General features: G+C 64.9%; 21 protein-coding genes, 1 tRNA gene and 1 pseudogene. 17 read left to right on the forward strand and 6 right to left on the reverse strand.

The annotated features are described in order from the left end of the window. Positions 1–874: pseudogene (locus tag ACN0YL_RS06790) on the reverse strand (hypothetical protein); the annotation flags it as partial. A 127-nt stretch (positions 875–1,001) separates the two neighbouring features. Between ACN0YL_RS06790 and ACN0YL_RS06795 the strand changes: the two are divergent. The 4 genes from ACN0YL_RS06795 to ACN0YL_RS06810 all read left to right on the forward strand — a co-directional run bounded on the left by ACN0YL_RS06795 (position 1,002) and on the right by ACN0YL_RS06810 (position 4,750). Beyond that, complete coding sequence (locus tag ACN0YL_RS06795) at positions 1,002–1,454, forward strand: ion channel (protein ID WP_417492789.1); 453 nt, start codon at positions 1,002–1,004, stop codon at positions 1,452–1,454. A 90-nt stretch (positions 1,455–1,544) separates the two neighbouring features. Beyond that, positions 1,545–3,554, forward strand: coding sequence for an acetyl-CoA carboxylase biotin carboxylase subunit (locus ACN0YL_RS06800; RefSeq protein WP_417497460.1), 2,010 nt, complete (start codon positions 1,545–1,547; stop codon positions 3,552–3,554). Positions 3,555–3,642: 88 nt separating this feature from the next. After that, on the forward strand, positions 3,643–4,104 hold the full coding sequence (locus tag ACN0YL_RS06805) for a hypothetical protein (RefSeq protein WP_417497461.1): 462 nt from the start codon (positions 3,643–3,645) through the stop codon (positions 4,102–4,104). Between the two features lie 112 nt (positions 4,105–4,216). Further along, positions 4,217–4,750 (forward strand): hypothetical protein, encoded by a 534-nt coding sequence (locus ACN0YL_RS06810; RefSeq protein WP_417492792.1) that lies wholly within the window; start codon positions 4,217–4,219, stop codon positions 4,748–4,750. Positions 4,751–4,753: 3 nt separating this feature from the next. Here ACN0YL_RS06810 and lipB read toward each other — a convergent pair whose 3' ends face one another. Continuing rightward, positions 4,754–5,449 (reverse strand): lipoyl(octanoyl) transferase LipB, encoded by a 696-nt coding sequence (gene lipB, locus ACN0YL_RS06815; protein ID WP_417497462.1) that lies wholly within the window; start codon positions 5,447–5,449, stop codon positions 4,754–4,756. A gap of 77 nt (positions 5,450–5,526) precedes the next feature. On the opposite strand from lipB, the gene ACN0YL_RS06820 reads away from it, so the two are divergent. The 7 genes from ACN0YL_RS06820 (at position 5,527) to ACN0YL_RS06850 (ending at position 12,326) form a co-directional block, all read left to right on the forward strand. Continuing rightward, a complete protein-coding gene (locus ACN0YL_RS06820; RefSeq protein ID WP_417470333.1) occupies positions 5,527–5,775 on the forward strand; it encodes a FliM/FliN family flagellar motor switch protein in 249 nt (82 codons plus the stop codon). Between the two features lie 81 nt (positions 5,776–5,856). After that, positions 5,857–5,943, forward strand: a tRNA-Leu gene (locus ACN0YL_RS06825). A gap of 112 nt (positions 5,944–6,055) precedes the next feature. Continuing rightward, entirely contained in the window at positions 6,056–7,447 is a 1,392-nt protein-coding gene (mgtE, locus tag ACN0YL_RS06830) for a magnesium transporter (protein ID WP_417492794.1), read from the forward strand. A 40-nt stretch (positions 7,448–7,487) separates the two neighbouring features. Further along, positions 7,488–8,447, forward strand: coding sequence for a Kelch repeat-containing protein (locus ACN0YL_RS06835; protein ID WP_417497463.1), 960 nt, complete (start codon positions 7,488–7,490; stop codon positions 8,445–8,447). A 78-nt stretch (positions 8,448–8,525) separates the two neighbouring features. Then, positions 8,526–10,502 (forward strand): glycoside hydrolase family protein, encoded by a 1,977-nt coding sequence (locus tag ACN0YL_RS06840; protein ID WP_417497464.1) that lies wholly within the window; start codon positions 8,526–8,528, stop codon positions 10,500–10,502. A 74-nt stretch (positions 10,503–10,576) separates the two neighbouring features. After that, positions 10,577–11,749 carry an isovaleryl-CoA dehydrogenase gene (locus ACN0YL_RS06845; RefSeq protein WP_417497465.1) on the forward strand — a complete coding sequence of 391 codons (1,173 nt, stop codon included), beginning with the start codon at positions 10,577–10,579 and terminating at the stop codon, positions 11,747–11,749. 73 nt (positions 11,750–11,822) lie between these two features. Then, entirely contained in the window at positions 11,823–12,326 is a 504-nt protein-coding gene (locus ACN0YL_RS06850; RefSeq protein ID WP_417497466.1) for a lysozyme inhibitor LprI family protein, read from the forward strand. A gap of 11 nt (positions 12,327–12,337) precedes the next feature. Here the strand turns inward: ACN0YL_RS06850 and ACN0YL_RS06855 are convergent, their stop codons facing one another. From ACN0YL_RS06855 to ACN0YL_RS06865, 3 genes are all read right to left on the reverse strand, one after another. Then, positions 12,338–14,077 carry a patatin-like phospholipase family protein gene (locus tag ACN0YL_RS06855; protein WP_417492799.1) on the reverse strand — a complete coding sequence of 580 codons (1,740 nt, stop codon included), beginning with the start codon at positions 14,075–14,077 and terminating at the stop codon, positions 12,338–12,340. Between the two features lie 118 nt (positions 14,078–14,195). After that, complete coding sequence (locus tag ACN0YL_RS06860; RefSeq protein ID WP_417497467.1) at positions 14,196–14,831, reverse strand: hypothetical protein; 636 nt, start codon at positions 14,829–14,831, stop codon at positions 14,196–14,198. A gap of 264 nt (positions 14,832–15,095) precedes the next feature. Further along, the gene (locus ACN0YL_RS06865; RefSeq protein ID WP_417497468.1) at positions 15,096–15,863 is read right to left on the reverse strand and encodes a DUF5694 domain-containing protein; all 768 of its coding nucleotides are present in this window, start codon (positions 15,861–15,863) and stop codon (positions 15,096–15,098) included. Positions 15,864–16,034: 171 nt separating this feature from the next. On the opposite strand from ACN0YL_RS06865, the gene ACN0YL_RS06870 reads away from it, so the two are divergent. From ACN0YL_RS06870 to ACN0YL_RS06890, 5 genes are all read left to right on the forward strand, one after another. Continuing rightward, positions 16,035–17,642: a carboxyl transferase domain-containing protein gene (locus tag ACN0YL_RS06870; protein ID WP_417492802.1), complete on the forward strand. Its 1,608-nt coding sequence runs from the start codon at positions 16,035–16,037 to the stop codon at positions 17,640–17,642. Between the two features lie 78 nt (positions 17,643–17,720). Then, positions 17,721–18,308 (forward strand): NAD(P)H-dependent oxidoreductase, encoded by a 588-nt coding sequence (locus ACN0YL_RS06875; RefSeq protein WP_417492803.1) that lies wholly within the window; start codon positions 17,721–17,723, stop codon positions 18,306–18,308. Between the two features lie 204 nt (positions 18,309–18,512). After that, a complete protein-coding gene (locus ACN0YL_RS06880) occupies positions 18,513–18,908 on the forward strand; it encodes a hypothetical protein (protein ID WP_417492804.1) in 396 nt (131 codons plus the stop codon). Positions 18,909–19,090: 182 nt separating this feature from the next. Further along, positions 19,091–19,885: an enoyl-CoA hydratase-related protein gene (locus tag ACN0YL_RS06885; protein WP_417497469.1), complete on the forward strand. Its 795-nt coding sequence runs from the start codon at positions 19,091–19,093 to the stop codon at positions 19,883–19,885. Between the two features lie 14 nt (positions 19,886–19,899). Next, entirely contained in the window at positions 19,900–20,763 is an 864-nt protein-coding gene (locus tag ACN0YL_RS06890) for a DUF817 domain-containing protein (RefSeq protein ID WP_417497470.1), read from the forward strand. Here ACN0YL_RS06890 and ACN0YL_RS06895 read toward each other — a convergent pair. Further along, on the reverse strand, positions 20,760–22,223 hold the full coding sequence (locus tag ACN0YL_RS06895) for a M20/M25/M40 family metallo-hydrolase (RefSeq protein WP_417497471.1): 1,464 nt from the start codon (positions 22,221–22,223) through the stop codon (positions 20,760–20,762). The two genes, ACN0YL_RS06890 and ACN0YL_RS06895, sit on opposite strands and share 4 nt — an antisense overlap. A 212-nt stretch (positions 22,224–22,435) precedes the next feature. Between ACN0YL_RS06895 and ACN0YL_RS06900 the strand changes: the two genes are divergently transcribed. Further along, positions 22,436–24,439 (forward strand): acetyl/propionyl/methylcrotonyl-CoA carboxylase subunit alpha, encoded by a 2,004-nt coding sequence (locus ACN0YL_RS06900; RefSeq protein WP_417497472.1) that lies wholly within the window; start codon positions 22,436–22,438, stop codon positions 24,437–24,439. Positions 24,440–24,499: the final 60 nt, after the last annotated feature.

Raw genomic sequence — 24,499 nt, forward strand, 5'->3', positions numbered from 1 at the left:
CCGCGCGCGACCGCTGGGCCCGCCGCCGCCGCGGCACACGCCGACCGCCGATCACTCCGCCCAGCCCGGCCCAGACCGGCAGGGCGGCGAGCAATCCGGCCTGGCCCTCAAACATCGCCGCGGTGGCGAATAACAATACGATGACGCCGCCGCCGCGCACCCGCCGCCGCTCCAGCGGATTATCGCTGGAATCGCACAGGCTGGCGACCGCAGGGCAGGTGAGGATGAAAATCCCGGTCAGGGCGGTGAGGATGAGTGCGGCCAGGCTCCAGCCCGGCTCGACCAGGCCGAGCGGCTGCAGCGTCACCGCCGCGATATCGCCGCCGCCTTGCACAAGCGCGAACATCGAAAATCCAATCGCGAAGGCGGCGAAGACGAGATTGAGCGTGCGGCTGCGGTCGTAGAGCAGGTCGACGGCCATGGCGAAGCCGGCGATCAGGCCCATGGCCCAGTAGCCGTCAAGGAAGACAGCCAGCCCGGCCAGGCCGGTGACGATGGCGAGATCGGTCAGCCGCGCGGCCGGTCCGACCGTGCGCACGACGATCCGCGTCGCCATCAGCGCCAGCGCCAGCAGCCACAGGGCCGGGGCATGGCCGAGCGCGACCGCCGCGACGGCCAGTGCCATGGCGATGAAGGCGGCGGCATTGCGGTCGGGATCGACCTCGCGGCCCAGCGCCCAGGCGAGGAATGCGGTCAGCATGCCGCCCAGCCCGGCCGAGGCCGCGCCGGCCAGACCGGCATCGCGGATGAAGAAGGCGACGGCACTCATGCCCAGCGCGATCAGTGGCAGCAGGATCAGTACGGCGCGATTGGTCGGATATTGCGGCTCGAGCGGGCGGGCAATCGAGGACAGTTTGTAAATCGGCTTGGTCATGGCGGGCTCCGGCGAATCCTGGGGGGATGATGGCCCAGATCGGGCGGCGGGAGTAGAAGCGTCTTGAGATTTATGCCGTATCCGCCTCTAGTGGTGCTGCGCCACCATCGCCGATGGATGAGGAATCATGTTCGCCGCCCTGCTCGTTTCCCTGCTGATCTGCTCGGTCACCGTTTTCATGCACATGGCCGGACTGGTCCTTCTGATGGCCTTCATGCGGGCGCGGTCGGGGCGTATCCGCCCGCAAGACAATGTGCTGCGCCAGACCGGCTTCATCATGCTGGTGGTGTTCGGCCTGTTCGCCATTCACGCCGCCGAGATCTGGGCCTATGCGGTGCTGTACATGGCGCTGGGCGAGTTCGCGACCTTCGAGGCCTCGCTCTATTTCGCCACATCGACCTTCACCACGCTGGGCTATGGCGATGTCCTGCTTGGCGAGCAATGGCGGCTGGTCGGGGCGATCGAGGGGTTCAACGGGTTTTTGCTGATCGGCTGGTCGACGGCTTTCCTGGTCTCGGTGATCGGCCGATTGCGGGCGATCGAGTTCGATTGGCTCGACCATCATCTCGACGGCGATTGAGCGCATACACAACCCGGCTTGCCGCAGAGGCGCGAGCCACGTTAAACCGGGTGACCGTCCGGGCGTCAGCCCGCTTTGCCTGGGGCTGCAATGTTCAAGAAAATCCTGATTGCCAATCGCGGTGAAATCGCCGTGCGAGTCATCAAGACGTGCAAGCGTCTGGGCATTGCCACCGTCGCTGTCTATTCCGAAGCCGATGCCGACAGCCTCGCCGTGGAAATGGCCGATGAGGCTGTCTTCATTGGCCCGCCAGCGCCGGGCGAGAGCTATCTGTGCCTGGACAAAATTCTCGAGGTGATCCAGCAGACCGGTGCCGATGCGGTGCATCCCGGTTTCGGCTTCCTGTCGGAGAATGCCGCTTTCCCGATCGCGCTCGAAAAGATCGGCGTCGCCTGGATCGGGCCGAATGTGCATGCGATCGAGGCGATGGGTGACAAGATTCGCTCCAAGCAGCTGGCCGCCAAGGCCGGCGTCTCGACGATTCCCGGTGCCGATGGCGAGATCGCCGATGCCGATACCGCCGTCGCGGCCGCCAATGCGATCGGCTATCCGGTGATGCTCAAGGCCTCGGCCGGCGGTGGCGGCAAGGGCATGCGTATTGCCCGCACCGAGCAGGAGACCCGCGAGGGCTTCGCCGCTGCGCGCAATGAGGCCCGGACCGCCTTTGGCGATGAGCGCATCCTGATCGAGAAATTCATCGAGGAACCGCGCCATATCGAGATCCAGGTGCTCGGCGACAAGCATGGCCATGTGATCCATCTCAATGAGCGCGAATGTTCCGTCCAGCGCCGCAACCAGAAAGTCCTTGAAGAGGCGCCATCGCCCTTCCTCGACGCCAAGACGCGCACCGCCATGGGCGAACAGGCTGTCGCGCTCTCCGCCGCGGTTGATTATGACAGCGCCGGCACCGTCGAGTTCATCGTCGACAAGGACCGCAATTTCTATTTCCTCGAAATGAATACGCGGCTGCAGGTCGAACATCCCGTCACCGAGATGACGGTGCAGCTCGACCTGGTCGAGCAGATGATCCGCTCCGCCGCCGGCCTGCCGCTCGAGCTGACCCAGCGCGAGGTCAAGATCAAGGGCTGGGCCGTCGAGGCGCGGCTCTACGCCGAAGATCCCTATCGCGGCTTTCTGCCTTCGATCGGGCGGCTCAAACGCTTCTCCGAACCGGCCCAGGGGGCGCTTGGCGAGGGTGAATTGCGCATCGATGCCGGGGTTCGCGAAGGCGACGAGATCTCGCTTTTCTATGATCCGATGATCGCCAAGGTGATCGGCTATGGCAAAACCCGCGAGATCGCCATCGACACGCTGGCCGCCGCCCTCGACCGGCTGCATGTCGAGGGGCTGCAGTCGAATGCCCCCTTCCTGTCGGCGGTGCTCGACGAGGCCGATTTCCGCGCCGGGCGTATCCATACCGGCTATATCGACCAGCATTTCCCCGACGGTTTCCACGGCACGGCGCCGCGTGAGGACCAGCTGACCTGGATGGTCTGCGCCGCCGCCTATGTGCACGAGACCTTCGTGCGCCGGGCGGCGCAGATCGAGGGCCGCATCACACCGCCGCCGGCTGCGGGGGCCCGCGAATGGGTTGTCCTGATGGATGGCCGCCGTTTCCCGGTCGAGATCGAGCTGGGCGAGGTGGGTGAAGCGCGCGTCTGGGCGCCGTCACTGGCGGAAAAACAGATCGCGCTGACCACCAGCTGGCGCCCCGGCGTGCACCTGTTCGAGGGCGCGCTCGACGGCAAGGCTTTCGCGCTGGAATTCTCGGACCGGACCGAGGGCTATCACATGCGCCACCGCGGCTATACCGCCGTGGCGCTGGTCTGCTCGGCGCGCTCGGCCGAATTGCACACCCTGTTGCCGGAAAAGGAAAAGGCCGACACCTCGCGCCTCGTCCTCAGCCCGATGCCGGGCCTGGTGGTCTCGATCGCCGTTGAGGCCGGTCAGGCGGTCAAGGGCGGCGAAGTCCTGCTCGTGGTCGAGGCGATGAAGATGGAGAACGTCATCCGCGCCGAAAAGGACGGGGTGATCAAGGCGGTCAATGTCACGCCGGGCGCCTCGGTGGCGGCCGACGAGCTGATGATCGAGTTCGAATAGGGGCGGGACGGATTCAACCTGTTCCTGAATTTGTCTTCACAAATTCGCGTTTTGGGATAGTCTTCGGGCTTCACACGGGGAGCTTCACATGAATTTTCAGGACTTTATTCTCGATCCCAAGGACGCCCAGCGCGTCCTGTTCGGCGCCAGCGGCAAGCTCGGTCCGATGGATTTTGCCAAGGGGCTGGTGGCGATCATCGCGGTGTCGCTGGTTCTCAATATTATCTCGGTGGTTCCGGTGATTGGCGGCCTGATCGGCCTCGTTGTCGGCCTTGTGCTGGCCTATGCCTGGGTCTGCATCTTCTCCAAGCGTTTCCATGATGCCGGCCAGTCCGGCTGGATGACGATTGCGGCGATCGTGGCGGTTATCGTGGTGTCAATGGTGGTCAGCGTGATTCTGACCCCGGTCTTCGGCGGCGTCGACGTCACCAATATGGCCAGCCTGCAGGCCATGAGCACCGGTCTGATGATCAAGAACATGATCACCAGCGTGATCGCCAATGGCGTGGTCGGCTTTTACATGTTCAAGCTCAAGCCCGCCGCGGTCTGACGCCAGACCGGCTGCCCCTCTGATCGCAGCCCGCCATGCCCCATTCCGGTTGACGCCGCGCGCGATCCGCCGGAAGGGTGGCGTGTGTTTGGCTGAGAGGTGGGGTTGCCCGATGAATCCGCTCGTTCTTTTTCTGCCCGTCTACCGCGCTTCGGTGACGGCCTATCTGCTCGGCCTTGTCGCACTGGCCCTGCTGGACGCGATGCGGATGCAGTTTGGCCTGATCGTGATCCCGTCCTGGGCCGCCTTGCTGGCGATCTGGTTCTTCGTCTACAGCCTGCACGCCAACCGGCGGCGCCATGCCGGGCGTGAACCGGCGCTGGCCATCCTGCCGGTGCTTGTTGCCGTGCTGGCCAAGGGCGCCGCAGCGGTGGGTGGCATTTTCCCCGGCCTGGTCGCCGCGATGACGGATTTTGCCGAACGCAATGGCGTCGATACCTCCGATCAGCAGGCCTTTGCCAACGCCATCAACCAGCCCGGCTTCCAGCAGGCCTTCCAGGAGGATCTCCAGGCCCGGCCCGAAACGCTGGACGCGCTGATGGCCGGCATGGCCTGGCCGTCCTGGTTTGGCTTCTGGCTGGTGATCGGCCTGTTCGCGATCTGGTTTGCCCGCATGCAGCGCCCGGCACCGCCGGCTGCGGCCTGACGATCAGGCTGCAGGGCTGGCGGCGAAGTCGGGGGCCGGCACCTGGCGCGCCGGGCCGAAGACTTCATTGAAGGCGAGATGCAGGGCCGAATCGAATTCCGCCATCGGCACATCCCGGCCCAGATCCGCCAGGCTGGTGACGCCATAGAGCGGATTGGAGATGCCGCACGGCGTGATGCCGCCGAAATGGGTCAGATCGGGCGCGACATTGAAGGCGATGCCGTGAAACGACACCCAGCGGCGCAGGCGCACGCCGATAGCGGCGATCTTGTCCTCGCGGCCATCACCGCGCTCCACCCAGACGCCGACCCGGCCGTCACGCGTGCCGGCGGTGACGCCGAAGGCGGCGGCGCTCTCGATCAGCCAGCGCTCCAGATTGCAGACGAATTTGCGCGCATCGCGGCCGCGTTTCGTCAGGTCAAGCATGACATAGGCCACGCGCTGGCCCGGCCCGTGATAGGTGTATTCGCCGCCGCGCCCGGTGGTGTGGACCGGAAAACGGTCCGGCGACAGCAGATCGCCCGGCTTGGCCGAGGTTCCCGCGGTGTAGAGCGGCGGGTGCTCGAGCAACCAGACCAGCTCGCCGGCCTCGCCATTGGCGATGGCGGCGACGCGCGCTTCCATGAAGGCAACTGCGTCTTCATAGCCGACCGGCTGCGCGGAGACGGCCCACTCGACGGGCGATGCTGTATTCTCCATGCGTCTTAACCCTGCAGAAACCGGTTCGGTCAAACATCACCATTCCAGCGAGAGATCGCAAGTCCGGGAGTATGCAGTTGAGCCAGCTCGGCGCCGTCCAGATCGAGATATCCGTCCTGCTGGGGCGCTCGAAAATGCCTATCCAGCAATTTCTGCGGATGGGTCGCGGTGCTGTCATCCCGCTCGACAGCGGCGAGGACGACCAGGTGTGGATCCTGGCGAATAATCATCCCATCGCCCGTGGCGACGTTGTTTTGCAGGGCGATCGCATCTCGATCACGATTACCGGGGTCGCCGATGCCAATGAATTCTTCGCAGCTGCTTAAACTGCGGTATTAAGCACTTCGCGCAGTATTTGGCACTTCACAAGGGGAGGGGATGTTGCTATCTCCGCGCCTCTTCCACGTGCGGTCGTGGCGGAATTGGTAGACGCGCAGCGTTGAGGTCGCTGTGGGGTAAAACCCGTGGAAGTTCGAGTCTTCTCGACCGCACCATACTTTCTCGAAATGGCCTGCAAATATTTGGCGTCGCAAACCCGGGCTCTCTCGCCTTTGCGGCGCTTGCGTCCTAGTGTGCAGCTGAATCAGCCAACACCGGGAGGCCCCCATGAGCGACACCGCTTTTGAAGACGACCTCCATCGTGAGAGTTCGGCCAGCGCCGAAACCGATCCCGAATTTGTCGCCGAACTGCGCGAGGCCATTTCCGATCTCGATTCGGACCTGATCCGGCGCCTGCTCGCCCCGTTGCACGCTGCCGATATCGCCGATGTGCTGGAACAGCTCTCGGCCGGCCAGCAGGGCATTCTCGCCGAACTGACGCCGGACATTTTCTCCGGCGAGGTGCTCGCCGAAATGGATCCGGGCACGCGCGAAGTCGTGATGGATTATCTCCATCCCTCGCATCTGGCCGCCGCGATCGCCGAACTCGACAGTGATGACGCCACCGAAGTGGTCGAGGAGCTCGATTCGGAGCGCCGGGCCGCGGTGCTGGCGGAAGTTTCCGACATCAACCGCGAGGCCGTCGAATCAAGCCTCGCCTTCGATGACGAGACGGCCGGCCGTTTGATGCAGCGCGAATTCGTCGCGGCGCCGGACTTCTGGACCCTCGGCCATGCGATCGATCACATGCGCGCATCGGCGGATGACCTGCCGGACAAGTTCCACGACCTGTTTGTCGTCGACACCGGCTTCCGCCCGATCGGTGAAATTCCGGTCTGTCGCCTGCTCAGTGCCCAGCGCGATGTCCATCTCACCGACATCATGGAGCCGCCGCGCATCCTGGTGAAGCCGGAGACCGACCAGGAAGAGGTCGCCTACCTGTTCCAGAAATACCATCTGGTCTCGGCGCCTGTCGTCGACAGTGCCGGCCGCCTGACCGGGATGCTGACCCTGGAAGACATGGTCGATGTCATCCAGGACGAGAACAAGGAAGACATGCTCGCCCTGGCCGGTGTGAACGAGGCCGGGCTGGCCGATACCGTGTTGCGCTCGGTGCGCTCGCGCGCGCCCTGGCTGCTGGTGAATCTGGGCACAGCGATCCTGGCCTCCGGCGTGATTGCACTGTTCGAGGGCGCGCTGGAGCGGATTGTGGCGCTCGCCGTGCTGATGCCGATTGTCGCCTCGATGGGCGGCAATGCCGGTACCCAGTCGCTCGCCGTTGCGGTGCGGGCCATCGCCGAGCGCGACCTGACTTCGGCCAACTCGATGCGGGTGATCTGGCGCGAACTGGCCACCGGTACGATCAATGGCGTTATTTTCGCGGTCCTGATCTCGACGGTGACCCTGTTCTGGTTCCGCGACTGGGAGATCGCCGCGGTGATCGGCATAGCCATGATCGTCAACCTTTCCCTGGCAGGCCTGTCGGGCATTCTGATCCCGCTCGGTCTGGTCCGCGCCGGCGCTGACCCGGCGGTCGCATCCTCGGTTTTCGTCACCACCGTCACCGACGTTGTCGGCTTCCTGGCGTTTCTGGGGCTGGCGACAATCGTCTTGTTGTGATGATATTGCAGCGGGTGCCGGGCGGAGTATTGGTGGTGTAATGGTGCGTTTGATCAAATGGCTTGTCGCTGCAGTCCTGCTGGCGACCCCGGTTGTTCCGGCCCAGGCCCAGGGACGCTGGGAGTCCGCGGCCCGTCTTGATGTTGCCCGTGCCGGCCTGGCCGTGGCCGTCCTCGACGGCCGGCTCTATGCCGCCGGTGGTGCCGGCTTGACCTCGCCGCGGGCCGAATTCGAGGTGTTTGACCCCGAACTCAATCGCTGGATGCCTGAAACGGCACTGCCGCGCGGGCTGGAGCGTTTTGGCATGGCGGCAGTTAATGGCCGCATCTATGCCGCTGGCGGCTATGCGCCCGGCGATCTCGGTGTCGAACCGACCGCCTCGATGTGGTCCTGGTCGCCCGAGGGCGGGGTCTGGCAGAGTGAAGCGGCCATGCCCGGCCCCAAGGCTGATTTCTCCATGCTCGCCTATGACGGGCGTCTGTACGCGATTGGCGGCACGCGCGACGATAACAGCATCTATGTCTTCGATCCCGAGGCTCGCAACTGGGATACGGTCGGGATCCCCGATGATGTCACGCGGCGCGGCGCCGCAATCGTTGCCTCCGGGGGGCGGCTCTATGTCATTGGCGGATCCATGGGCGGTGAACTCTCGGCCCGCGTGGATATCTACGATCTGGAAGCCGATAGCTGGACGTCCGGTCCGGACCTGCCGGGGGCCAGCACCGGCATCGCCGCAGTCGTGCATAACCGCCGCATCCATGTTCTCGGCGGCACCGGCAGCGATGGCGGGCAGCGCCAGACCTTGCGCCGGCATGCCTCCTGGGAACCGGGCGAGCCGGCCTGGCGCCAGGAGCCCGATCTGCCGACCCCGCGCACAGCGGCGGACGCGGCCGTGCTCGAGGGCGGTATTTATCTGATCGGCGGCGGCAGTGGCGGCGGATTCTTTGCGCCCTTCACCGCGATGGATGCCACCGACGTCTTCGTCAACGAGGCGAGCTGAGGCGTCCGGCATCGGGCTTGCAGTGGCTGTGACCTGATGCAGTGACGGGTCTCGAAACAGAACACGATGAAACCGCAATTGAAATCTTCTCCGGCGGCTCGCGAGCTCATTCAGCGGTTCGAGCCTTATCGCGAACTCGCTGCCCTGGGCAGCGACGGGCGCTGGCGTGTCGGCTTCGGTCATCGCGCTGCGGCGCGTGAAGGCGTGCGGGTCTCGCGCGACGATGCCTCGCTGCTGCTGCTCTATGATGTGATGCAGGCCGAGGCGGTGGTCGATGAGATGTTCACGGACCGCCTGCCGGATTCGCAGCGCGATGCCCTGACCTCCTATGTGCATGATATCGGTGCCGCCGCTTTCCGGAGTTCTGATGTCGCCCGCTACATGTTCGAGGGGCGCATCGAGGCCGCTGCCGAGGCCCTGGCGGCTTCTGGCGAGGGCGATCCTGCCCGCCGCGAAGCCGAGGCCGCGATGATCCTTGCCGGTCTGGCTCCGGCCAGCTCCGCGGCCGCCCGCAAATCGGCCATGGTCGATGTGGTGATCAAGGTCGAGCATGCCGCCGACGCGGTTGAGCCCGCTGCCGCAGCGCCGGTTCGGCCGGCCTTGCCTGATTCCATCATGCCACCCCCGCCACCGGTCATGACGGCACAACACGCCGCGCGTCGTGAAGCGGAGCGGGAAATTGCCCGCATCCTCGCAACCGTCGGCGCGATGCCACAGGACGCGGGAACGCCGCTGCCAGACATGCCAGAGGCTGACCCGGTGATCGAGGCGGCGGTAGAGGCCGGGCCGGTCGTCGACCCTGCGGACGAAACCGCGGATGAACCGGTTGCCGACGACGCTGTGGCTGCGGTCGAGGAGACTGCGCCGGACGCCATTGCCGAACCGGATGCGGAACCCCGGGCCGATATGCCGGCTCCCGAAGACGACGAGACCGGGCCTGAGGTGGCGGCAGAGATCGCCGCCGTCAGCCCGGATGCCGACACCGGTCCTGCTGATGCGTCTGCAGGCGAAGTCGAGCCCGAGCCCGAAGCTGGGGCAGAGACCGCGGCCGAACCCGAATTCGAGGCTGAACTTGAGTCCGGGTCTGAGGCTGAGGCTGAGGATCTGTCCGATGACGCCGAGCCCGCCGCGGGCCCGGATTTGGCCGCTGCGGCCGTGCCCGCTTCCGCCCAAGTGATTGCGCGCATGTCGCGGGAGATCGCAAAGGTCCAGACCGCGGTTGTCGGACGCCAGGAAAGCGTGCGTCTGAGCCCTGTCGGGGCGGATGCGCTGCCCGGTGATGTCAGCCTGGGATACGCCTTCACCGGCGCGATGTCGGCGCGCTTCAATCCGGAAGATCTGGTTGAACCGGGCGCTGCCGAGGAAGCGGCAGTGCCGGCGCCTGGTATGGCCGATGCCGTCGAGCCGGTTGATGAGTTCGATGCCCAGATCGAGGACGTACAGGCCGTGGTGCCGGATCCCGATCCGGCGGCGGACAGCGAGCCTGTTGAGGTCGAAACCGAAACCGAAACCGAGACTGACGCGGATGACGCCGCCGGGACCGATATTCATGCGGCCGCCGCAATCGTGGAGCGGTCGCTGGCCGTTTCGGGTGAGCGCACACCGCCGCCGCATCCTGCCGAGACGCCGGCGCCAAGCGAAGGCGCTGTCGGTGACATTGCCGGCGATGGCGGCAGCGACGAGTCCGGAAGCGATGAAATCGCGCACCATGACGAGCTGGCCGGGACGGATACGCCGAATCCCGCTGAGACCGATGATGACGAGACCTTCTCGCCGCACGATCTGGTGGGCAGCGCCGACATGTTCGTCGAGCCCAAGCCGGCAAGCGCTGCCGGTGAAGAGGATGGCTGGGGTTTCCTGGCGACCCTGATTGCCGGCCTGGTCGTGACGGCTGCCGGGGTGCTGGATGTCTATGGCGACTGGCCACGCGTCTGGGTCGAACGCGATCCGACCTGGGGGGTATTGGCGGCTGTCGCGGGCGGATTCCTCGTCATTACGGCCGGCTGGATGCTGTCATCGGTTCTCGCGGCCAAAAGGCGCCGCCGGGCAGGCTAGGCCTGGCTCATTCCGGTCCGTCACCGGCATGGATCGATCTTGACCGCTCCGGCCTGAGTGATATGTCGCTGGGCATGAGCTCAAATCAATATCCTTCCCTCGACTTCGACCTCGGCGAAACTGCGGACATGATCCGCGACGCCGTCCGTTCCTTCGCGTCTGACGAGATCGCGCCGCGCGCCGCGGACATCGATCGCTCCGACGTGTTTCCTGCTGACCTGTGGGAGAAAATGGGCGAGCTGGGCCTGCTCGGGATTACCGTGCCGGAAGCCGATGGCGGCACCGGTCTGGGCTATCTCGAACATGTCGTCGCGATGGAAGAGATCAGCCGCGCCTCGGCCTCGGTCGGGTTGAGCTATGGCGCCCACTCCAATCTCTGCGTCAATCAGCTGCGCCGCTGGGGCAATCCCGAACAGAAGGCGCGCTACCTGCCCAAATTGATCTCCGGACAGCATGTCGGCGCGCTCGCCATGTCGGAGCCGGGCGCCGGTTCCGATGTCGTCTCGATGCGGCTGAAAGCCGAAAAGCGCGGCGATCACTACGTCCTCAATGGTTCCAAGATGTGGATCACCAATGCGCCCGCTGCGGACACGCTGGTCGTCTACGCCAAGACCGATGCCACGGCCGGCTCGCGCGGGATTTCCGCCTTCCTGGTCGAGCGCGGTTTCAAGGGCTTCTCCGTCGCCCAGAAGCTCGACAAGCTGGGCATGCGCGGATCGGAAACCGGCGAGCTGGTGTTCGAGGATTGCGAAATTCCGGCCGAGAACATGATGGGCCCGCTCAATGGCGGCGCCAAGATCCTGATGTCCGGGCTCGATTACGAACGTGCCGTGCTGTCGGCCGGGCCGATCGGCATCATGCAGGCCTGCATGGATGTGGTGATGCCCTATGTGCGTGAGCGCAAGCAGTTCGGCGACTCGATCGGCTCCTTCCAGCTCGTCCAGGGCAAGCTGGCCGACATGTATGTCGGCATGAATGCCGCGCGCTCCTATGTCTATGCGGTCGCCAAGGCTTGTGACCGCGGCCAGACAACGCGCAAGGACGCTGCCGGGGCGATCCTCTATGCGGCCGAGGCGGCCACCGGGATGGCGCTGGACGCGATCCAGCTGCTGGGCGGCAATGGCTATATCAACGAGTATTCGACCGGACGCCTGCTGCGCGATGCCAAGCTGTACGAGATCGGCGCCGGCACTTCGGAAATCCGCCGCTGGCTGATCGGCCGCGAATTGTTCAACGAGAGCGCCTGAGGCCCACAGCTTCGCTGGACGACGCCGGGGCGAGGGGGATAGGGTATTGGCCTTGTTGCCCCGGGAGTTTTCAATGCGCATTGTGATGATCGCCGCAGCGTTGGCGCTGGGAATTTCCGCCTGTGGCGCGGCGCAGAAATCAGGCGAGGTTTCTGACAGGCGCATGCCGATGCTCTCGGCTGCCAATACGATCGAGGCCTGCCTTGGCCGCTATCCTGATCTCGCGGCACGTGAAGCCGAATGTGTTGGTCAATACAGTGCCGCCTGTATGGACCTGACGGATGAGGGCGACACCAATTCCGGCATGATCCGCTGCACGGTCGAGGAATATGACGCCTGGGATGCCCGGCTCAACACGGCCTATGGCGATTTGATGCAGCGGCTGGATGCGTCACGCACAGACGGTCTGCGTGACGCGCAGCGGGCGTGGATGGCGCTGCGCGATGCCGATTGCGCCTTCGCCGCCTCGGCCTATCAGGGCGGTACGATGCAGCCGCTGGTACAGGCCGGCTGCATGATGGACTACGCGGCCAATCGCACACTGCGCCTGCTTGACTGGATTGATCAGCCCGGCTGACCGCGCCGGCGCTAGCGTGGTGGCAGGCCGAGCCGCGCCCGCATGTCTTCGCTCAACCCGGCCAGCATGCCTTGGGCCGCGTCGAAACCCGCCTCCAGCGATTCGTCATAACGTTCCCAGTCGCGCAGATCGACCGTGGTTTCCGGCAGGATCAGCAGATCGGCCGCCTCGCGCCCGGTATCGCGGTCATCGGCGACGCCGACGGTGGCGGCGCGCATCAGCAGTGAGGCGATCGGGGGCAGGGATTTGAAGCCATGCTGGCGCACCCAGCCGAAAAAGCTTGGCGGATCGATGAAATCATCCGGGTCGAGCCCCTGGGCGCGGCTGACATCGACGCCGACGACGGAGCCGCGATGGAAGGCGCGCATTTCGCGTGCCGGGAAATTGGTGAAGACGGCACCGTCAACCAGGATCTGCCCGTCGCTGACCACCGGCGGCAACAGGCCGGGAATCGCCACCGTTGCCCGCAGGGCTTCGCGCACCAGGCCGCTGCGGTGCACGAAGGGGCGGCCGGTGGCGAGATTCGAGGACAGGCAGAAGAAGGGGCGCACCATGTCGGCGATCTCGGCATCGCCGAAATGTTCTTTCAGGCGCGCATTGACCTTGCGGCCCTTGGCCAGCGAGATCACCGGCAGGGTCCAGTCATCGAGCGGGTTGGAATCGACAAAGGCCCGGCGGATCCGGTCCTCCAGCTCGTCATCGCTCCAGTCGAGCCCGATGCCGGCGGCAATGATGCCGCCCATCGAGGCACCGCCGACGAAATCAAACTTCATCCCCGCCTCGCGCAGCGCCCGGATTGCGCCGATATGGGCATAGGCACGTGCGCCGCCGCCGGAGATAATCAGACCGACGGACCGGCCGGTCAGCGTGCGCGCCAGGCGGTCGGCATCGACCCGGCTATGTTCCTGGCGCCAGTGGAAGACGCGCGATGCCTCCGCCGCGCTGGCCCATTCCTGGGGCCGCGATGCCGGCGTGATTCCACCGAAATGCAGCATCACGACATCAATCAGCTTCAGCTTGGCGGCCGGTGAGGGATCGTCGGGCAAGAGCGGTGTCGAGGGGCGGGCATCGGATCGCGCCAGCAGCCACATGCGATCGGCCCGGCCCATGGCGCGCCGGGCCCAGACCGGATCGCCGAGCCGGGCGATGAGCAGGACGATATCGTGTTTTTCCTCGAAGGCATCGAGCTGGCGTCCGCTCCATTCGGCATAGCTCTCGTCGCAGATCGCACAGGTCTTACCCAAGCGGGCGAGGGCCTCCTTGAGCGCGTCGGCGCGGAAGTCGAGATCGATGGTCGGCGAGGTGCCGATCAGCGCAAAAACTTTCGGTTCGGCGCTGGCATTGCGTTCAGTGCCGCGCAGCCGTGCCAGCATCATGCGGGCAAGCTCGCGCATCAGGCTGGCATGCTTGCGGGTCAGCTTGTCGAAACTGGCCTTGGGCAGACGCACCAGTTCGGTATCGCGCAGGGCATAGACGCTGGCGCTGTGGGGGCTCTCGTCCAGCAGCGACATTTCGCCGACCGGTTCGCCGGCGCGGATATAGCCGATCAGGTCGGGCCGACCCAGGGCGCCTTGCCGGAAGGCGGCCAGGGCGCCGGAACGCACGAGATAGAAGGCGTCGGCCGGATCGCCCTCGCGGAACAGCATCTGCCCGGCGGGCAGGCAAAACCATTCAACCTCAGCCTCGACCGCGTTGAGGGCGGATTTCTCGACTCGTTTCAGAAAGGGCAGAAAGGAGAGATTGAGTGCCATGGTGCGTCGGGCGAATCTTCAGGCCAGCCGTAAAGCTGACACAAGGGATGATTCGGAGGAAACCACGGACCGGGGCGAAGCGCAAAGCGCGATCTGGATCAGCAATGCGGGCGAGGGATCAGAAACGGCGCCGGATCACCAGATGCGCCACCGGGCGGAATGAGCGCGCCTGGGTCTCGCCGACGGCCTCGCTGCCGATGGAGTCGAGATCATCGAGCAGGGTCATGGTCTCGCCAGTGTCCTGGTCGAGGATCTGCAGCCGGTCGCGGCCGCGATCCTGGAAATAGGCCCCGCCTTCAACGGTCAGGCTCCATTGATCCATATTCCGCACGGTAATGCCGGCACCGACATAGCTGGTGAGCTTTTCCAGTCCGCTCTCGCGCAGGTCTTCGGACAGCTCCGCGTGCGGAAAACCGGCCCAGGCAGGATTGTTGGGCTGTTGGGCCCAGACAGGGCTGGTGCGGCCGAAAAGCGGGCGTACAGCGCCGGCGGAGAGATAGAATTCATCGCCAAACGGGAAGAAGTCGACCTGGCCGGTCAGGGCGGTGACGTCGGTTTCCAGGTTCGATTCGCCCGGGATCAGCCCGAGTGCCGGAGCGGCCTCCTCACTGGAAAAATGCCAGCGCAGCAAGGCGGAATCACCGGGTTCGCCAACGCGCGTCGTCCAGGATTGCGCATCCTGCAGCGCTTGCGCGCAAACGGCGGGTGAGACCAGAACGGACATGATGGCGGCCAGAGCAAAACGCGAACGCACGGACACCTCCCTGTGTCTATCCGGTGGACCGTAGCCCCTAGTCTCAAAGCCTGCGCCGGACCTCTGAATCAGAAGTTAAGACGCGGGTGCTGGCGAGTTCAATCCGCCTTATGGTTGCCAGACTATGCTGAATTCGCCTCGACTCCAAGACCGATCATGGCGCGCCATACGATTATCATATTCATGTCCGGCCCTTGCCAAGGCGTGCAAGGGCCGGACGGTGTCGCCGGCCGCTGGGGAGGGACCGGCGGCAAGCGCTTTGGCTCACTGCAGATAGGCGAGCGGATCAACCCGTTCGAGGTTGGGGGCCGAATCGACAAACTGGTCGAGCAAGTATTTGTGGCCGCCGCCATAGACCACCAGCAATCGGTCACCGGGCCCGGCGATGCGGGCGATATTGGCGAAGATGTGCAGGTTGCGGCCCCACCAGAGTTCCATCTGCTCCGCGCCGGCCGGATTGTCGGCCGGTCCCATCTGCGCCAGCAGGAGATACAGGTCGTGATAGCCGACCTGTTCGGCACTATTGGTCTCGATCAACCGGTCGAGCACGGGCAGGGCGGCCTCCTCCGGTGAGGTCATCTGCGCCTGAATCGGGGCGAGGAAGGCTTCGAACCGAGCTACCAGATCCGTCTGGCCGGCTGCTTGCGCTGCGCCCAGCATGGCGTCGAAATCCATGCCGTTCGAATAGTCGACGGCGTAGAGGCGGTCGTGACCCAGTCGCGCCGCCAGCGCCATGCCGATCTGCTGGCGCTCATTGACGGTGAGGGCGCGCTCGCCGGCGCGATATTCGGCATAGGCCTGGTTGAAGGCCATTTCCCCTTCCGGCTCCAGCTCGACCAGGATGCGGGTCGGCGCGTAGGCTTCGAGCCGGTCGAGGACATCGGCGATCTCGGCCTGACGCTCCGGGCTGAGATAATCGTCCACGGCGGCATTGACGTAATCGCTGCCGCCGCCGGTGAAGTGAAAACTGCCAAGGATCATGACCTGCGGCGTCTGTTCCGGCTCGCTTTGCGCCAGGGCAGCGGAACTCATGGCGAATGCCAGGAAAATGAATGCGGTTCTGCGGAGCATCGGAAACGTCCCTTTCGCTATTGTCCGCAACCTTGATGCCCGGGCGGGGTGGTTTGGATGCAGGGGTGATTGCCTTGAGGGCGTCAGGCGAGGTAAGCAGCCCCACCCGTTCGCCCCATTCCGAGGCTATCCATGACCCAGTTGACGACCGCCATCGATACCGGCTCCCAGGCCTATCGCGACAATGCCGACGCCATGCAGGGCCTGCTGGAACAGCTGCGGACGAAGACGGCGGAAGCTGCGGTCGGCGGCTCGCAGCGTTCGCGTGACAAGCATGTCGCGCGTGGCAAATTGCTGCCGCGGATGAGGGTTGAACGCCTGCTCGATCCCGGCTCGCCCTTGCTTGAGATTGGCGCCCTGGCGGCGAATGGCATGTATGAGGGCAATGTGCATGGCGCCGGCATGATTGCCGGCATTGGCCGCGTTTCGGGCCGTGAAGTGATGATCGTCTGCAACGATCCGACCATCAAGGGCGGCGCCTATTATCCGATGACGGTGAAGAAGCATCTGCGCGCCCAGGAAATCGCGATGCAGAACCGGCTGCCCTGCATCTATCTGGTTGATAGCGGCGGCGCCAATCTGCCGCACCAGGCCGATGTCTTCCCGGATCGCGAGCATTTCGGACGGATTTTCTACAATCAGGCCAATATGTCGGCGATGGGCATCCCCCAGATCGCCGTCGTGATGGGCTCGTGCACGGCGGGCGGCGCCTATGTGCCGGCGATGTCGGACGAGAGCATCATTGTGCGCGAGCAGGGCACGATCTTCCTCGCCGGTCCGCCGCTGGTGAAGGCCGCAACGGGTGAGGTGATCTCGGCCGAAGATCTCGGCGGGGCCGATGTGCATTGCCGCACCTCCGGTGTGGCCGATCACTATGCCGCCAATGACGAGCATGCGCTGCATATCTGCCGCCGCATCATCGCCAATCTCAATTCGGTCAAGACCATTGATCTCGATCTGGCCGAACCGTGCGAACCGGCGCTCGACCCGGCCGAACTCGACGGTGTCGTGCCGGCCGATATCCGTGCGCCCTATGATGTGCGCGAGGTCATCGCGCGGCTGGTCGATGGCTCGGTGTTCGACGAGTTCAAGAAACTCTATGGCGAGACCCTGGTGACCGGCTTTGCCCGGCTCTACGGCATGCCCGTCGGCATTATCGCCAATAACGGCATCCTGTTTTCGGAGAGCGCGCAAAAGGGCGCGCATTTCATCGAGCTCTGCGCCCAGCGCGGGATTCCGCTGGTCTTCCTGCAGAATATCACCGGTTTCATGGTCGGCTCGAAGGCCGAGCATGGCGGTATCGCCAAGGACGGCGCCAAGCTGGTCACGGCGGTCTCGACCTTCAAGGGGCCGAAATTCACCATCATCATTGGCGGCTCCTACGGCGCCGGCAATTACGGCATGTGTGGCCGCGCCTTCGGGCCGCGCTTCCTGTTCATGTGGCCCAATGCGCGCATTTCGGTGATGGGCGGCGAGCAGGCTGCCGCTGTGCTGGCAACCGTCAAGCGCGATGCGATGGAGCATCGCGGCGAGGTGTGGCCGCTCGAGGAGGAGGCCGCCTTCAAGGCGCCGATCCGCGAGAGCTATGAAGCCGAGGGCAATCCCTATTACTCCACCGCGCGCATTTGGGATGACGGCATTATCGCGCCGTCCGACACACGCCGCGTGCTTGGCCTGGCGCTGTCGGCAGCGCTCAATGCGCCGATCGAGAAGACGACGTTCGGTCTGTTCCGGATGTAGGACGGGCCGGGCTGCGGCTCCGTGCCGCGCCGGAGATATGGGCCATCCTTGCTAGACTAGTGGCGAGGAGAGGCGTCCATGTCGAAGAATGTCTGTGTCATCAATGGTCATCCCGATCCGGCCCAGGGACATTTCGTCGAGGCCCTGGCCGATGCCTATGCCCATGGGGCCGGCGAGGGCGATCACACCGTCAGCCGGATCGATGTCGCCAGACTGCCGGTCGAGTTCCTGCGCAACCAGGCGCAGTTCGAGCAGCCGCCCGGCGAGGCGATCATCGCGGAGCGCGCCAAGATCGCCGCAGCGGATCACGTCGTGATGATCTACCCATTGTGGATGGGCTCGATGCCCGCCATCGACAAGGCCTTCCTGGAACAGGTCGGCCGCGGTGATTTTCTGATCGATACATCGGGCGGCGATGGCAAGGCGCTGGTGCGGCGCATGAAGGGCAAGTCGGTGCGGCTGATCGTGACGATGGGAATGCCCGGCCTGCTCTACAAGGTGGTCTTTGGTGCCCACAGCGTGAAGGCCGTCGAACGTAACATTTTCCGCATGGTCGGCTTCAATCCGGTCCGGCATCTGATTCTCGGCCTGGTGGAGGCCGTTGGCGACAAGGGGCGGACACGAATGCTCGAACGGGTGACGGCGCTCGGTCGCAAGGCGATCTAGGACGTGCCCCCGGGACGGGCTGGCGCCCCGGCCCCGCGGTTCAATTTGTCTCCGTGGCAAAACCGCTTGTAACAATTCCTTAATAAAATTCGCCTGTGAGGAGAACAGGCTTTCCAAACTTGGCAATTCGAAACATCGTTAGCCTAATGGGCGCGTCTTGGGGTAAGGTGAGCGTCGTCATTAATGGCGGGAGGGGATTTTAGTATGGAATTTTTGGAGCCGGTTATCGGTATTTTCAATCAGGGGCTTGATTTCTTCAGGCCGGGGCTTGTCGCCCATGCGGGCGATGGTGTGTCGACCATCAACTGGATGCCACTGGGCATTCAGCTCGGCGTGATCGCCCTGGTTCTGGCGTTGCTGATGCGCGAAATCGGCGGAATCATCATTTTCACCGTGGTCGGTGTGATCATCCATGTCATCGTTGACGTGGTGATGCCGATGGTGCGGGGCGGCGGTGGCGCCGGCTTCGACATGAACGGCTTCATCGCCCAGTTCACGCAGATGGATTATCTGCTGTATCTGGGCGCGCTGGCTGTCGGCTATTTTGTCGGCATCATCGTGCTGTCCATCCTCAAGGGCCTGATCTTCCGCGGCGACTGACGCGGGACCGGTCATGACCGACTGATTTCGGGGCCGCCGGCATTCGTGCCGGCGGCCCCTGTCTTGTTGGCTGTTCTGTCGGCGGTCTTGTTTGCAATCGCCGGCCAGCGGCAATCCGCCCCTTGGCCCGGCGGCGCGGCGGGGCTAAGTCTGGACCTGAAGTTTCACAATGAGGAAATCCGATGAGCGACGCGCCCGTTCTGCTTGATGTCAGCCCTGCCGGTGTGGCCGTGGTCACGATCAACCGGCCTGAAAAGCACAATGCCTTCAACGCCGAGGTCATTGCGGCGCTGTCCGAGGCCTTCGAGACCCTGCGCGCCAATCCGGGCAATGTCCGCATGGTGCTCCTGCGCGGGGCCGGGCCAAGCTTCTCCGCCGGGGCCGATCTGGAATGGATGCAGTCAGCCGCCCATTTCGACGAAGCCGATAATGAGCAGGACGCGCTGGCGCTCGCCACCATGCTCAAACGCCTCTACGACCTGCCGCAGATGACCGTCGCGATGGTGCAGGGCGCAGCCATGGGCGGCGGCGCCGGCCTGCTGGCCGCCTGCGATGTCGGCGTGGTCATGAGCGATGCCAAGATCCGCTTCTCCGAAGTGCGCCTCGGCCTCACGCCGGCGACGATCGCGCCCTATGTCGTGCGCGCCATCGGTCCGAAATGGGCGCGGGCCCTGTTTACGTCGGGCGAGAGTTTTGACGGCAATTTTGCCTATCATATGGGCCTGGCCCAATATGTCGTCGCCAATATGGAAGAGATGACCCAGATCGAGGAACATCTGGGCAAGCTGGCCTTTGCCACCGCGCCGGGCGCCGTCGCCGACGCCAAGCAATTGGTCGATGACGTCACGGGCCGCGAGATCGATCACGGGCTCGCCGTTCATACCGCCAAGGCCATCGCCCGGCGCCGTGTCTCCGAAGAGGGGCGTGAAGGCCTGGCGGCCTTCCTCGAGCGTCGCAAGCCGAACTGGGCGGAATAGACGCGAGAGCCGGCATGATCCGGCTCCCGGACCCGCGCGCTTTCCTGCATGCGCGCCGTGAGGCCTTGCGGGCCTGGTTCGTGCACGGGCCGTGGACCCAGGGCGTGTTCGAATTTGTCGCCTTCGGCATCAAGCAGGCCTGGGCCTGCCTGTTTGGCGGTCTGATGCTGGCCCTGCTGCTGGGGACCTATCTCTGGTATCCGGCCGGCTGGGCGCTGGCGCGGTTCGATTTCCTGACCCTGGCGGCGCTGTCGATCCAGATCATGCTGCTGGCAACCCGGCTGGAGACCTGGGAGGAGGCGAAGGTGATCGCCGCCTTCCACGTCGTCGGCACGGTGATGGAAATCTTCAAGACCCAGGCCGGCAGCTGGGAATATCCCGAGGCCAGCCTGCTGCGCATTGCCGATGTGCCGCTCTTCTCCGGCTTCATGTATGCGGCGGTCGGATCCTATATCGCGCGGGTCTGGCGGATCTTCGATTTCCGCTTCGACCGCTTTCCGAAGATACACTGGCAAATCGCTTTGGCTGTGGCGGTTTACATCAATTTCTTCGCCCATCACTACATGCCGGATTTCCGGCTTTTCCTGTTCCTGGCGACCGGGATTGTCTATGGCCGCTGCGTCGTCTGGTTCCGGCCCGACGCGGCGCACCGGCCGATGCCGCTGGTGGTCGGTTTCCTGCTGGTGGCACTGTTCATCTGGTTTGCCGAAAACCTCGGCACCTTCGCCCGCGCCTGGGCCTATCCCGGCCAGGAGGCCGGCTGGCACATGGTCTCCCTGGCCAAGCTCGGCTCCTGGTATCTGCTGATGATCATCAGCTTCGTTCTGGTCGCCTCGGTGCAATCGCGGCCGGCCAAGCGGGCGCCAGACAGCGTCTAGCGATCTGCGTCAGCGCGAACAGCGGCTCCGATCACGGCGTGGAAATAGGCCGCCATGCGGGGGAGATCCTCGACCGCGATGTGTTCGTCATCGCCATGGATGCGGGCAACATCGTCCATGCCGGCGCGGACCGGCGCATAGCGATAAAGGTTTTCCGACACATCGGCGAAGGCGCGGGCATCGGTGGTCGCCGTCAACATCATCGGCACGGCGGGTGTCCCCTCAGGCGCGAAGGCAAGGGCGGCTCCGGCGATCAGGTCCCAGGCCGGACCCTCGGTCGCGGCGACGGGCGGTGCATCATTGATCGAGCCCCAGGGCTCGATGGTGACGCCGTCGAGATCGGCGATACTGGCGCGCAGATGCGCAAGGGCACTGTCGGTCGTATCGCGCGGATGCAGGCGCAGATTGACCAGGGCGCGTGATTCCTGCGGCAGGACATTATCCTTGATGCCGCCTTGCACGATGGTCGGCGCGATCGTCGTGCCGAGCAGGGCGCGGCTGGCATCATCGGCCATGAAGCGTTCGGTCAGGACCGGCCCGAACAGGCCGGAATGGCGCATCGCGAAGCCGGCCATGCCGCTTGCCTGCGGGGCGAGGGCGGCGATCATGGCGCGGGTCGGGCCGCCATCGAGCCCGTGCTCGAAGGGCGCTTCCTCGATCTGCACCAGGGCCCGGGCCAGCAGTCCGACCGAGGTATGTTGCGGCGGTGTCGAGGAATGGCCGCCGCGCGCACGCGCCGTGATCTCGACGGTCATATAGCCCTTTTCCGCCACCGCAATCATCGCCGCCGGCGTGCCGGAGACCGGGTTTTCCATGATGGTGAAACCGCCCTCATCGAGGGTGAACCAGGCGTGTTGACCGGTCCGGGCGATGTAGTCCGCTGCCGCGCGGGCACCGGCGCCGCCGACTTCCTCATCGGCACCGAGCGCGAGATAGACCGTGCGCGCTGGCTGTGTCCCCTCGGCGAGGTGGCGCTCGACAGCGCTGAGCAGGGTGATGAGATGGCCCTTCATGTCCATCGTGCCGCGGCCCCAGACCAGACCGTCAGCGATGACGCCATCAAAGGCGGGATAGGTCCAGCGTTCTTCCGTGCCCGGTTCGACCGGCACGACATCCTGATGGGCCAGGAAGATGACCGGTGCCAGTTCGGCATCGCTGCCGCGCCAGGTGAAGATGACGGAATGCCCGCCCAGCTCGGTGATCTCCAGCCGGGAATGGACCAGCGGGAATCGCTCGGCGAGAAAGGCGCGGAAGGCATCGAAATCATCTGCGCTTTCAGCCTCGAAGCCGGGCGCCGAAATGGTGCGGAAGCGGATCGCCTCGGCCAGCGTCTGTGACAATTCACCGGCATCGAAGACGGCCGGCGTGATGTCGAGCGCTTGTGGCGTCTCGCTGGCGGTATTGCCGCTGCAGCCAACCAGCGCCAGGCTGGCCATGCAGGCGATCAGGCCTCGTTTCATCGTCCATGCTCCCCCAGTGGTACCCGGCAGCGATCATGCTGCGAGGCCGGCTCCATCGCCTCACGGGCGAGCCTAGCGGCAGGAGCCGCCGGAGGCCAAGCGTCGAGTGCTGCGGGCGCGGGCCGCGAGGCGCAAATCAGCATCGGTCATTTCCTCCGGGATCGGGCTGTGCGATACCGGCGAGAGGAAGCGAAACCCGAGCCGGACACGCCATGATCAAGACCCTCCTGATAGCCAATCGCGGCGAGATCGCCTGCCGTATCATGCGCACCGCCCAGCGGATGGGCATTCGCTGCGTCGCGGTCTATTCCGAGGCCGATGCCGAGGCCCTGCATGTACGCATGGCCGATGACGCGGTGCTGATCGGACCGGCACCGGCGGCGGAGAGCTATCTGCGTGCCGACAGGATTATCGCGGCGGCGGTCCAGTGCCGCGCCGATGCGATCCATCCCGGCTATGGTTTCCTGTCGGAGAATGCCGCCTTTGCCGAAACCTGTAGCGAGAACGGCATCATCTTTGTCGGCCCGTCGGCGGAGTCGATTCGGGCGATGGGGCTGAAGGACCGTGCCAAGGCGCTGATGGAAGAGGCCGGCGTGCCGGTGACACCGGGCTATCACGGCGAGAACCAGGATCCCGAATTGCTCAAGGATGCCGCCGGCGCCATCGGCTATCCGGTGCTGATCAAGGCTGTCGCCGGCGGCGGCGGCAAGGGCATGCGCAAGGTCGAGCATGAGCGCGATTTCCTTGCCGGTCTGGAAAGCTGCAAGCGTGAAGCGTCCAAGAGCTTTGGTGATGATCGCGTGCTGATCGAGAAATTCATCACCAATCCGCGCCATATCGAGGTCCAGGTCTTCGGCGACAGCCGCGGCCGTGTCGTGCACATGTATGAGCGCGACTGTTCCCTGCAGCGCCGCCACCAGAAAGTGATCGAGGAAGCGCCGGCACCGGGGATGACGCCGGCCGTGCGCACCGCGATGTGCTCCGCCGCGATCAATGCCGCCAGGGCCGTCGATTATGTCGGCGCCGGCACGGTGGAGTTCATCGTCGATGGTTCCGGCGCGCTGCGCGAGGACGGTTTCTTCTTCATGGAGATGAATACACGGCTGCAGGTCGAGCACCCGGTCACGGAAATGGTCACGGGCCTCGATCTGGTCGAGCTGCAGCTGAATGTGGCCGCCGGTGGTTCGGTGCCGGAACAGGACATGATTGGCCTGCACGGTCATGCGATCGAGGCGCGGCTCTATGCCGAGGACCCGGTCAATGGCTTCCTGCCGTCGATCGGTGCGCTGCACCGGCTCGATCTGCCCGAAGACGATGCCGAGGCGCGTGTCGAGACCGGCGTCGAGCAGGGCGGGGAAGTCTCGCTGCATTATGACCCGATGATCGCCAAGCTCATCGCCCATGGCGAGACCCGCCAGGACGCGGCGTCGCGGCTTGCGGTGATGCTCGACGAGCTCGTCGTGTGGCCGGTCAAGACCAATGCCGGCTTCCTGCGCCGCGCCGTCCTGCATCCGGATTTTCTCGCCGAGCGCCTCAATACCGGCTTCATCGAGACCCATATCGACACGCTGGTGCCGCCGGCGATCAGCCTGGTTGATGCCGGCTTTGCCGTGCTCGGTGCGCTCGACCTGACGCCGCTGCTGGCCGATCTGTCCGATCCCTTCGACGTTGCCGATGGCTGGCGCATGAATGCGGCGCCGCAGATCCGCCACCGCTTCGAAGTCGACGGGGCGCAAATCGATGTCGCGCTGGAGATCGAGGGCGACTGTCTGACGGTTGTCGCCGATGGTGAGCGCCAGGAGTTGGACGGGCTCGAGGTCGAGGCGCTTGATGAAGGCTACCTGTTCCAGGCCGAAGCCGATGGCGAGACCGTGATCGCCCGGTTTGAACGGCTCGATCAGGGCTGTCTCGTTTCGTCACGCGGCTGCACCAGCCTGTTCGCCCTGTCTCATCCTGACGCAGCGGTCGATGCCCTGGAAGCGGGCGATACGATCAAGGCTCCGATGCCGGGCAAGGTGCTGGCGGTCAATGTCGCCGCTGGCGACAGTGTGGAGCGCGGCCAGGCGCTGGTCGTGCTTGAGGCGATGAAGATGGAACATGCGCTCGCGGCGCCGCGTGAAGGCACGATCGCAGAGATGCGGGTCGAGGCCGGCGCCCAGGTCGCCGAGGGTGATATTCTCGTCCTGTTGCAGGAGTTGGACGCCAAAACGGACTGAATTCCCGCCTGACGCGAAGCTGGCACCATTCCTGCTCATCCCAGGGGAGAGCACAGGGAG

It is taken from the genome of Maricaulis sp. (assembly GCF_048269565.1).
Lineage (GTDB): Bacteria > Pseudomonadota > Alphaproteobacteria > Caulobacterales > Maricaulaceae > Maricaulis.

Coding starts and splice junctions, on each gene's coding strand:
- ACN0YL_RS06795 (WP_417492789.1), top strand. CDS start 1,002: ATGTTCGCCGCCCTGCTCGTTTCCCTGCTGATCTGCTCGGTCACCGTT.
- ACN0YL_RS06800 (WP_417497460.1), top strand. CDS start 1,545: ATGTTCAAGAAAATCCTGATTGCCAATCGCGGTGAAATCGCCGTGCGA.
- ACN0YL_RS06805 (WP_417497461.1), top strand. CDS start 3,643: ATGAATTTTCAGGACTTTATTCTCGATCCCAAGGACGCCCAGCGCGTC.
- ACN0YL_RS06810 (WP_417492792.1), top strand. CDS start 4,217: ATGAATCCGCTCGTTCTTTTTCTGCCCGTCTACCGCGCTTCGGTGACG.
- lipB (WP_417497462.1), bottom strand. CDS start 5,449: ATGGAGAATACAGCATCGCCCGTCGAGTGGGCCGTCTCCGCGCAGCCG.
- mgtE (WP_417492794.1), top strand. CDS start 6,056: ATGAGCGACACCGCTTTTGAAGACGACCTCCATCGTGAGAGTTCGGCC.
- ACN0YL_RS06835 (WP_417497463.1), top strand. CDS start 7,488: ATGGTGCGTTTGATCAAATGGCTTGTCGCTGCAGTCCTGCTGGCGACC.
- ACN0YL_RS06845 (WP_417497465.1), top strand. CDS start 10,577: ATGAGCTCAAATCAATATCCTTCCCTCGACTTCGACCTCGGCGAAACT.
- ACN0YL_RS06850 (WP_417497466.1), top strand. CDS start 11,823: ATGCGCATTGTGATGATCGCCGCAGCGTTGGCGCTGGGAATTTCCGCC.
- ACN0YL_RS06855 (WP_417492799.1), bottom strand. CDS start 14,077: ATGGCACTCAATCTCTCCTTTCTGCCCTTTCTGAAACGAGTCGAGAAA.
- ACN0YL_RS06865 (WP_417497468.1), bottom strand. CDS start 15,863: ATGAGTTCCGCTGCCCTGGCGCAAAGCGAGCCGGAACAGACGCCGCAG.
- ACN0YL_RS06870 (WP_417492802.1), top strand. CDS start 16,035: ATGACCCAGTTGACGACCGCCATCGATACCGGCTCCCAGGCCTATCGC.
- ACN0YL_RS06875 (WP_417492803.1), top strand. CDS start 17,721: ATGTCGAAGAATGTCTGTGTCATCAATGGTCATCCCGATCCGGCCCAG.
- ACN0YL_RS06880 (WP_417492804.1), top strand. CDS start 18,513: ATGGAATTTTTGGAGCCGGTTATCGGTATTTTCAATCAGGGGCTTGAT.
- ACN0YL_RS06885 (WP_417497469.1), top strand. CDS start 19,091: ATGAGCGACGCGCCCGTTCTGCTTGATGTCAGCCCTGCCGGTGTGGCC.
- ACN0YL_RS06890 (WP_417497470.1), top strand. CDS start 19,900: ATGATCCGGCTCCCGGACCCGCGCGCTTTCCTGCATGCGCGCCGTGAG.
- ACN0YL_RS06895 (WP_417497471.1), bottom strand. CDS start 22,223: ATGAAACGAGGCCTGATCGCCTGCATGGCCAGCCTGGCGCTGGTTGGC.
- ACN0YL_RS06900 (WP_417497472.1), top strand. CDS start 22,436: ATGATCAAGACCCTCCTGATAGCCAATCGCGGCGAGATCGCCTGCCGT.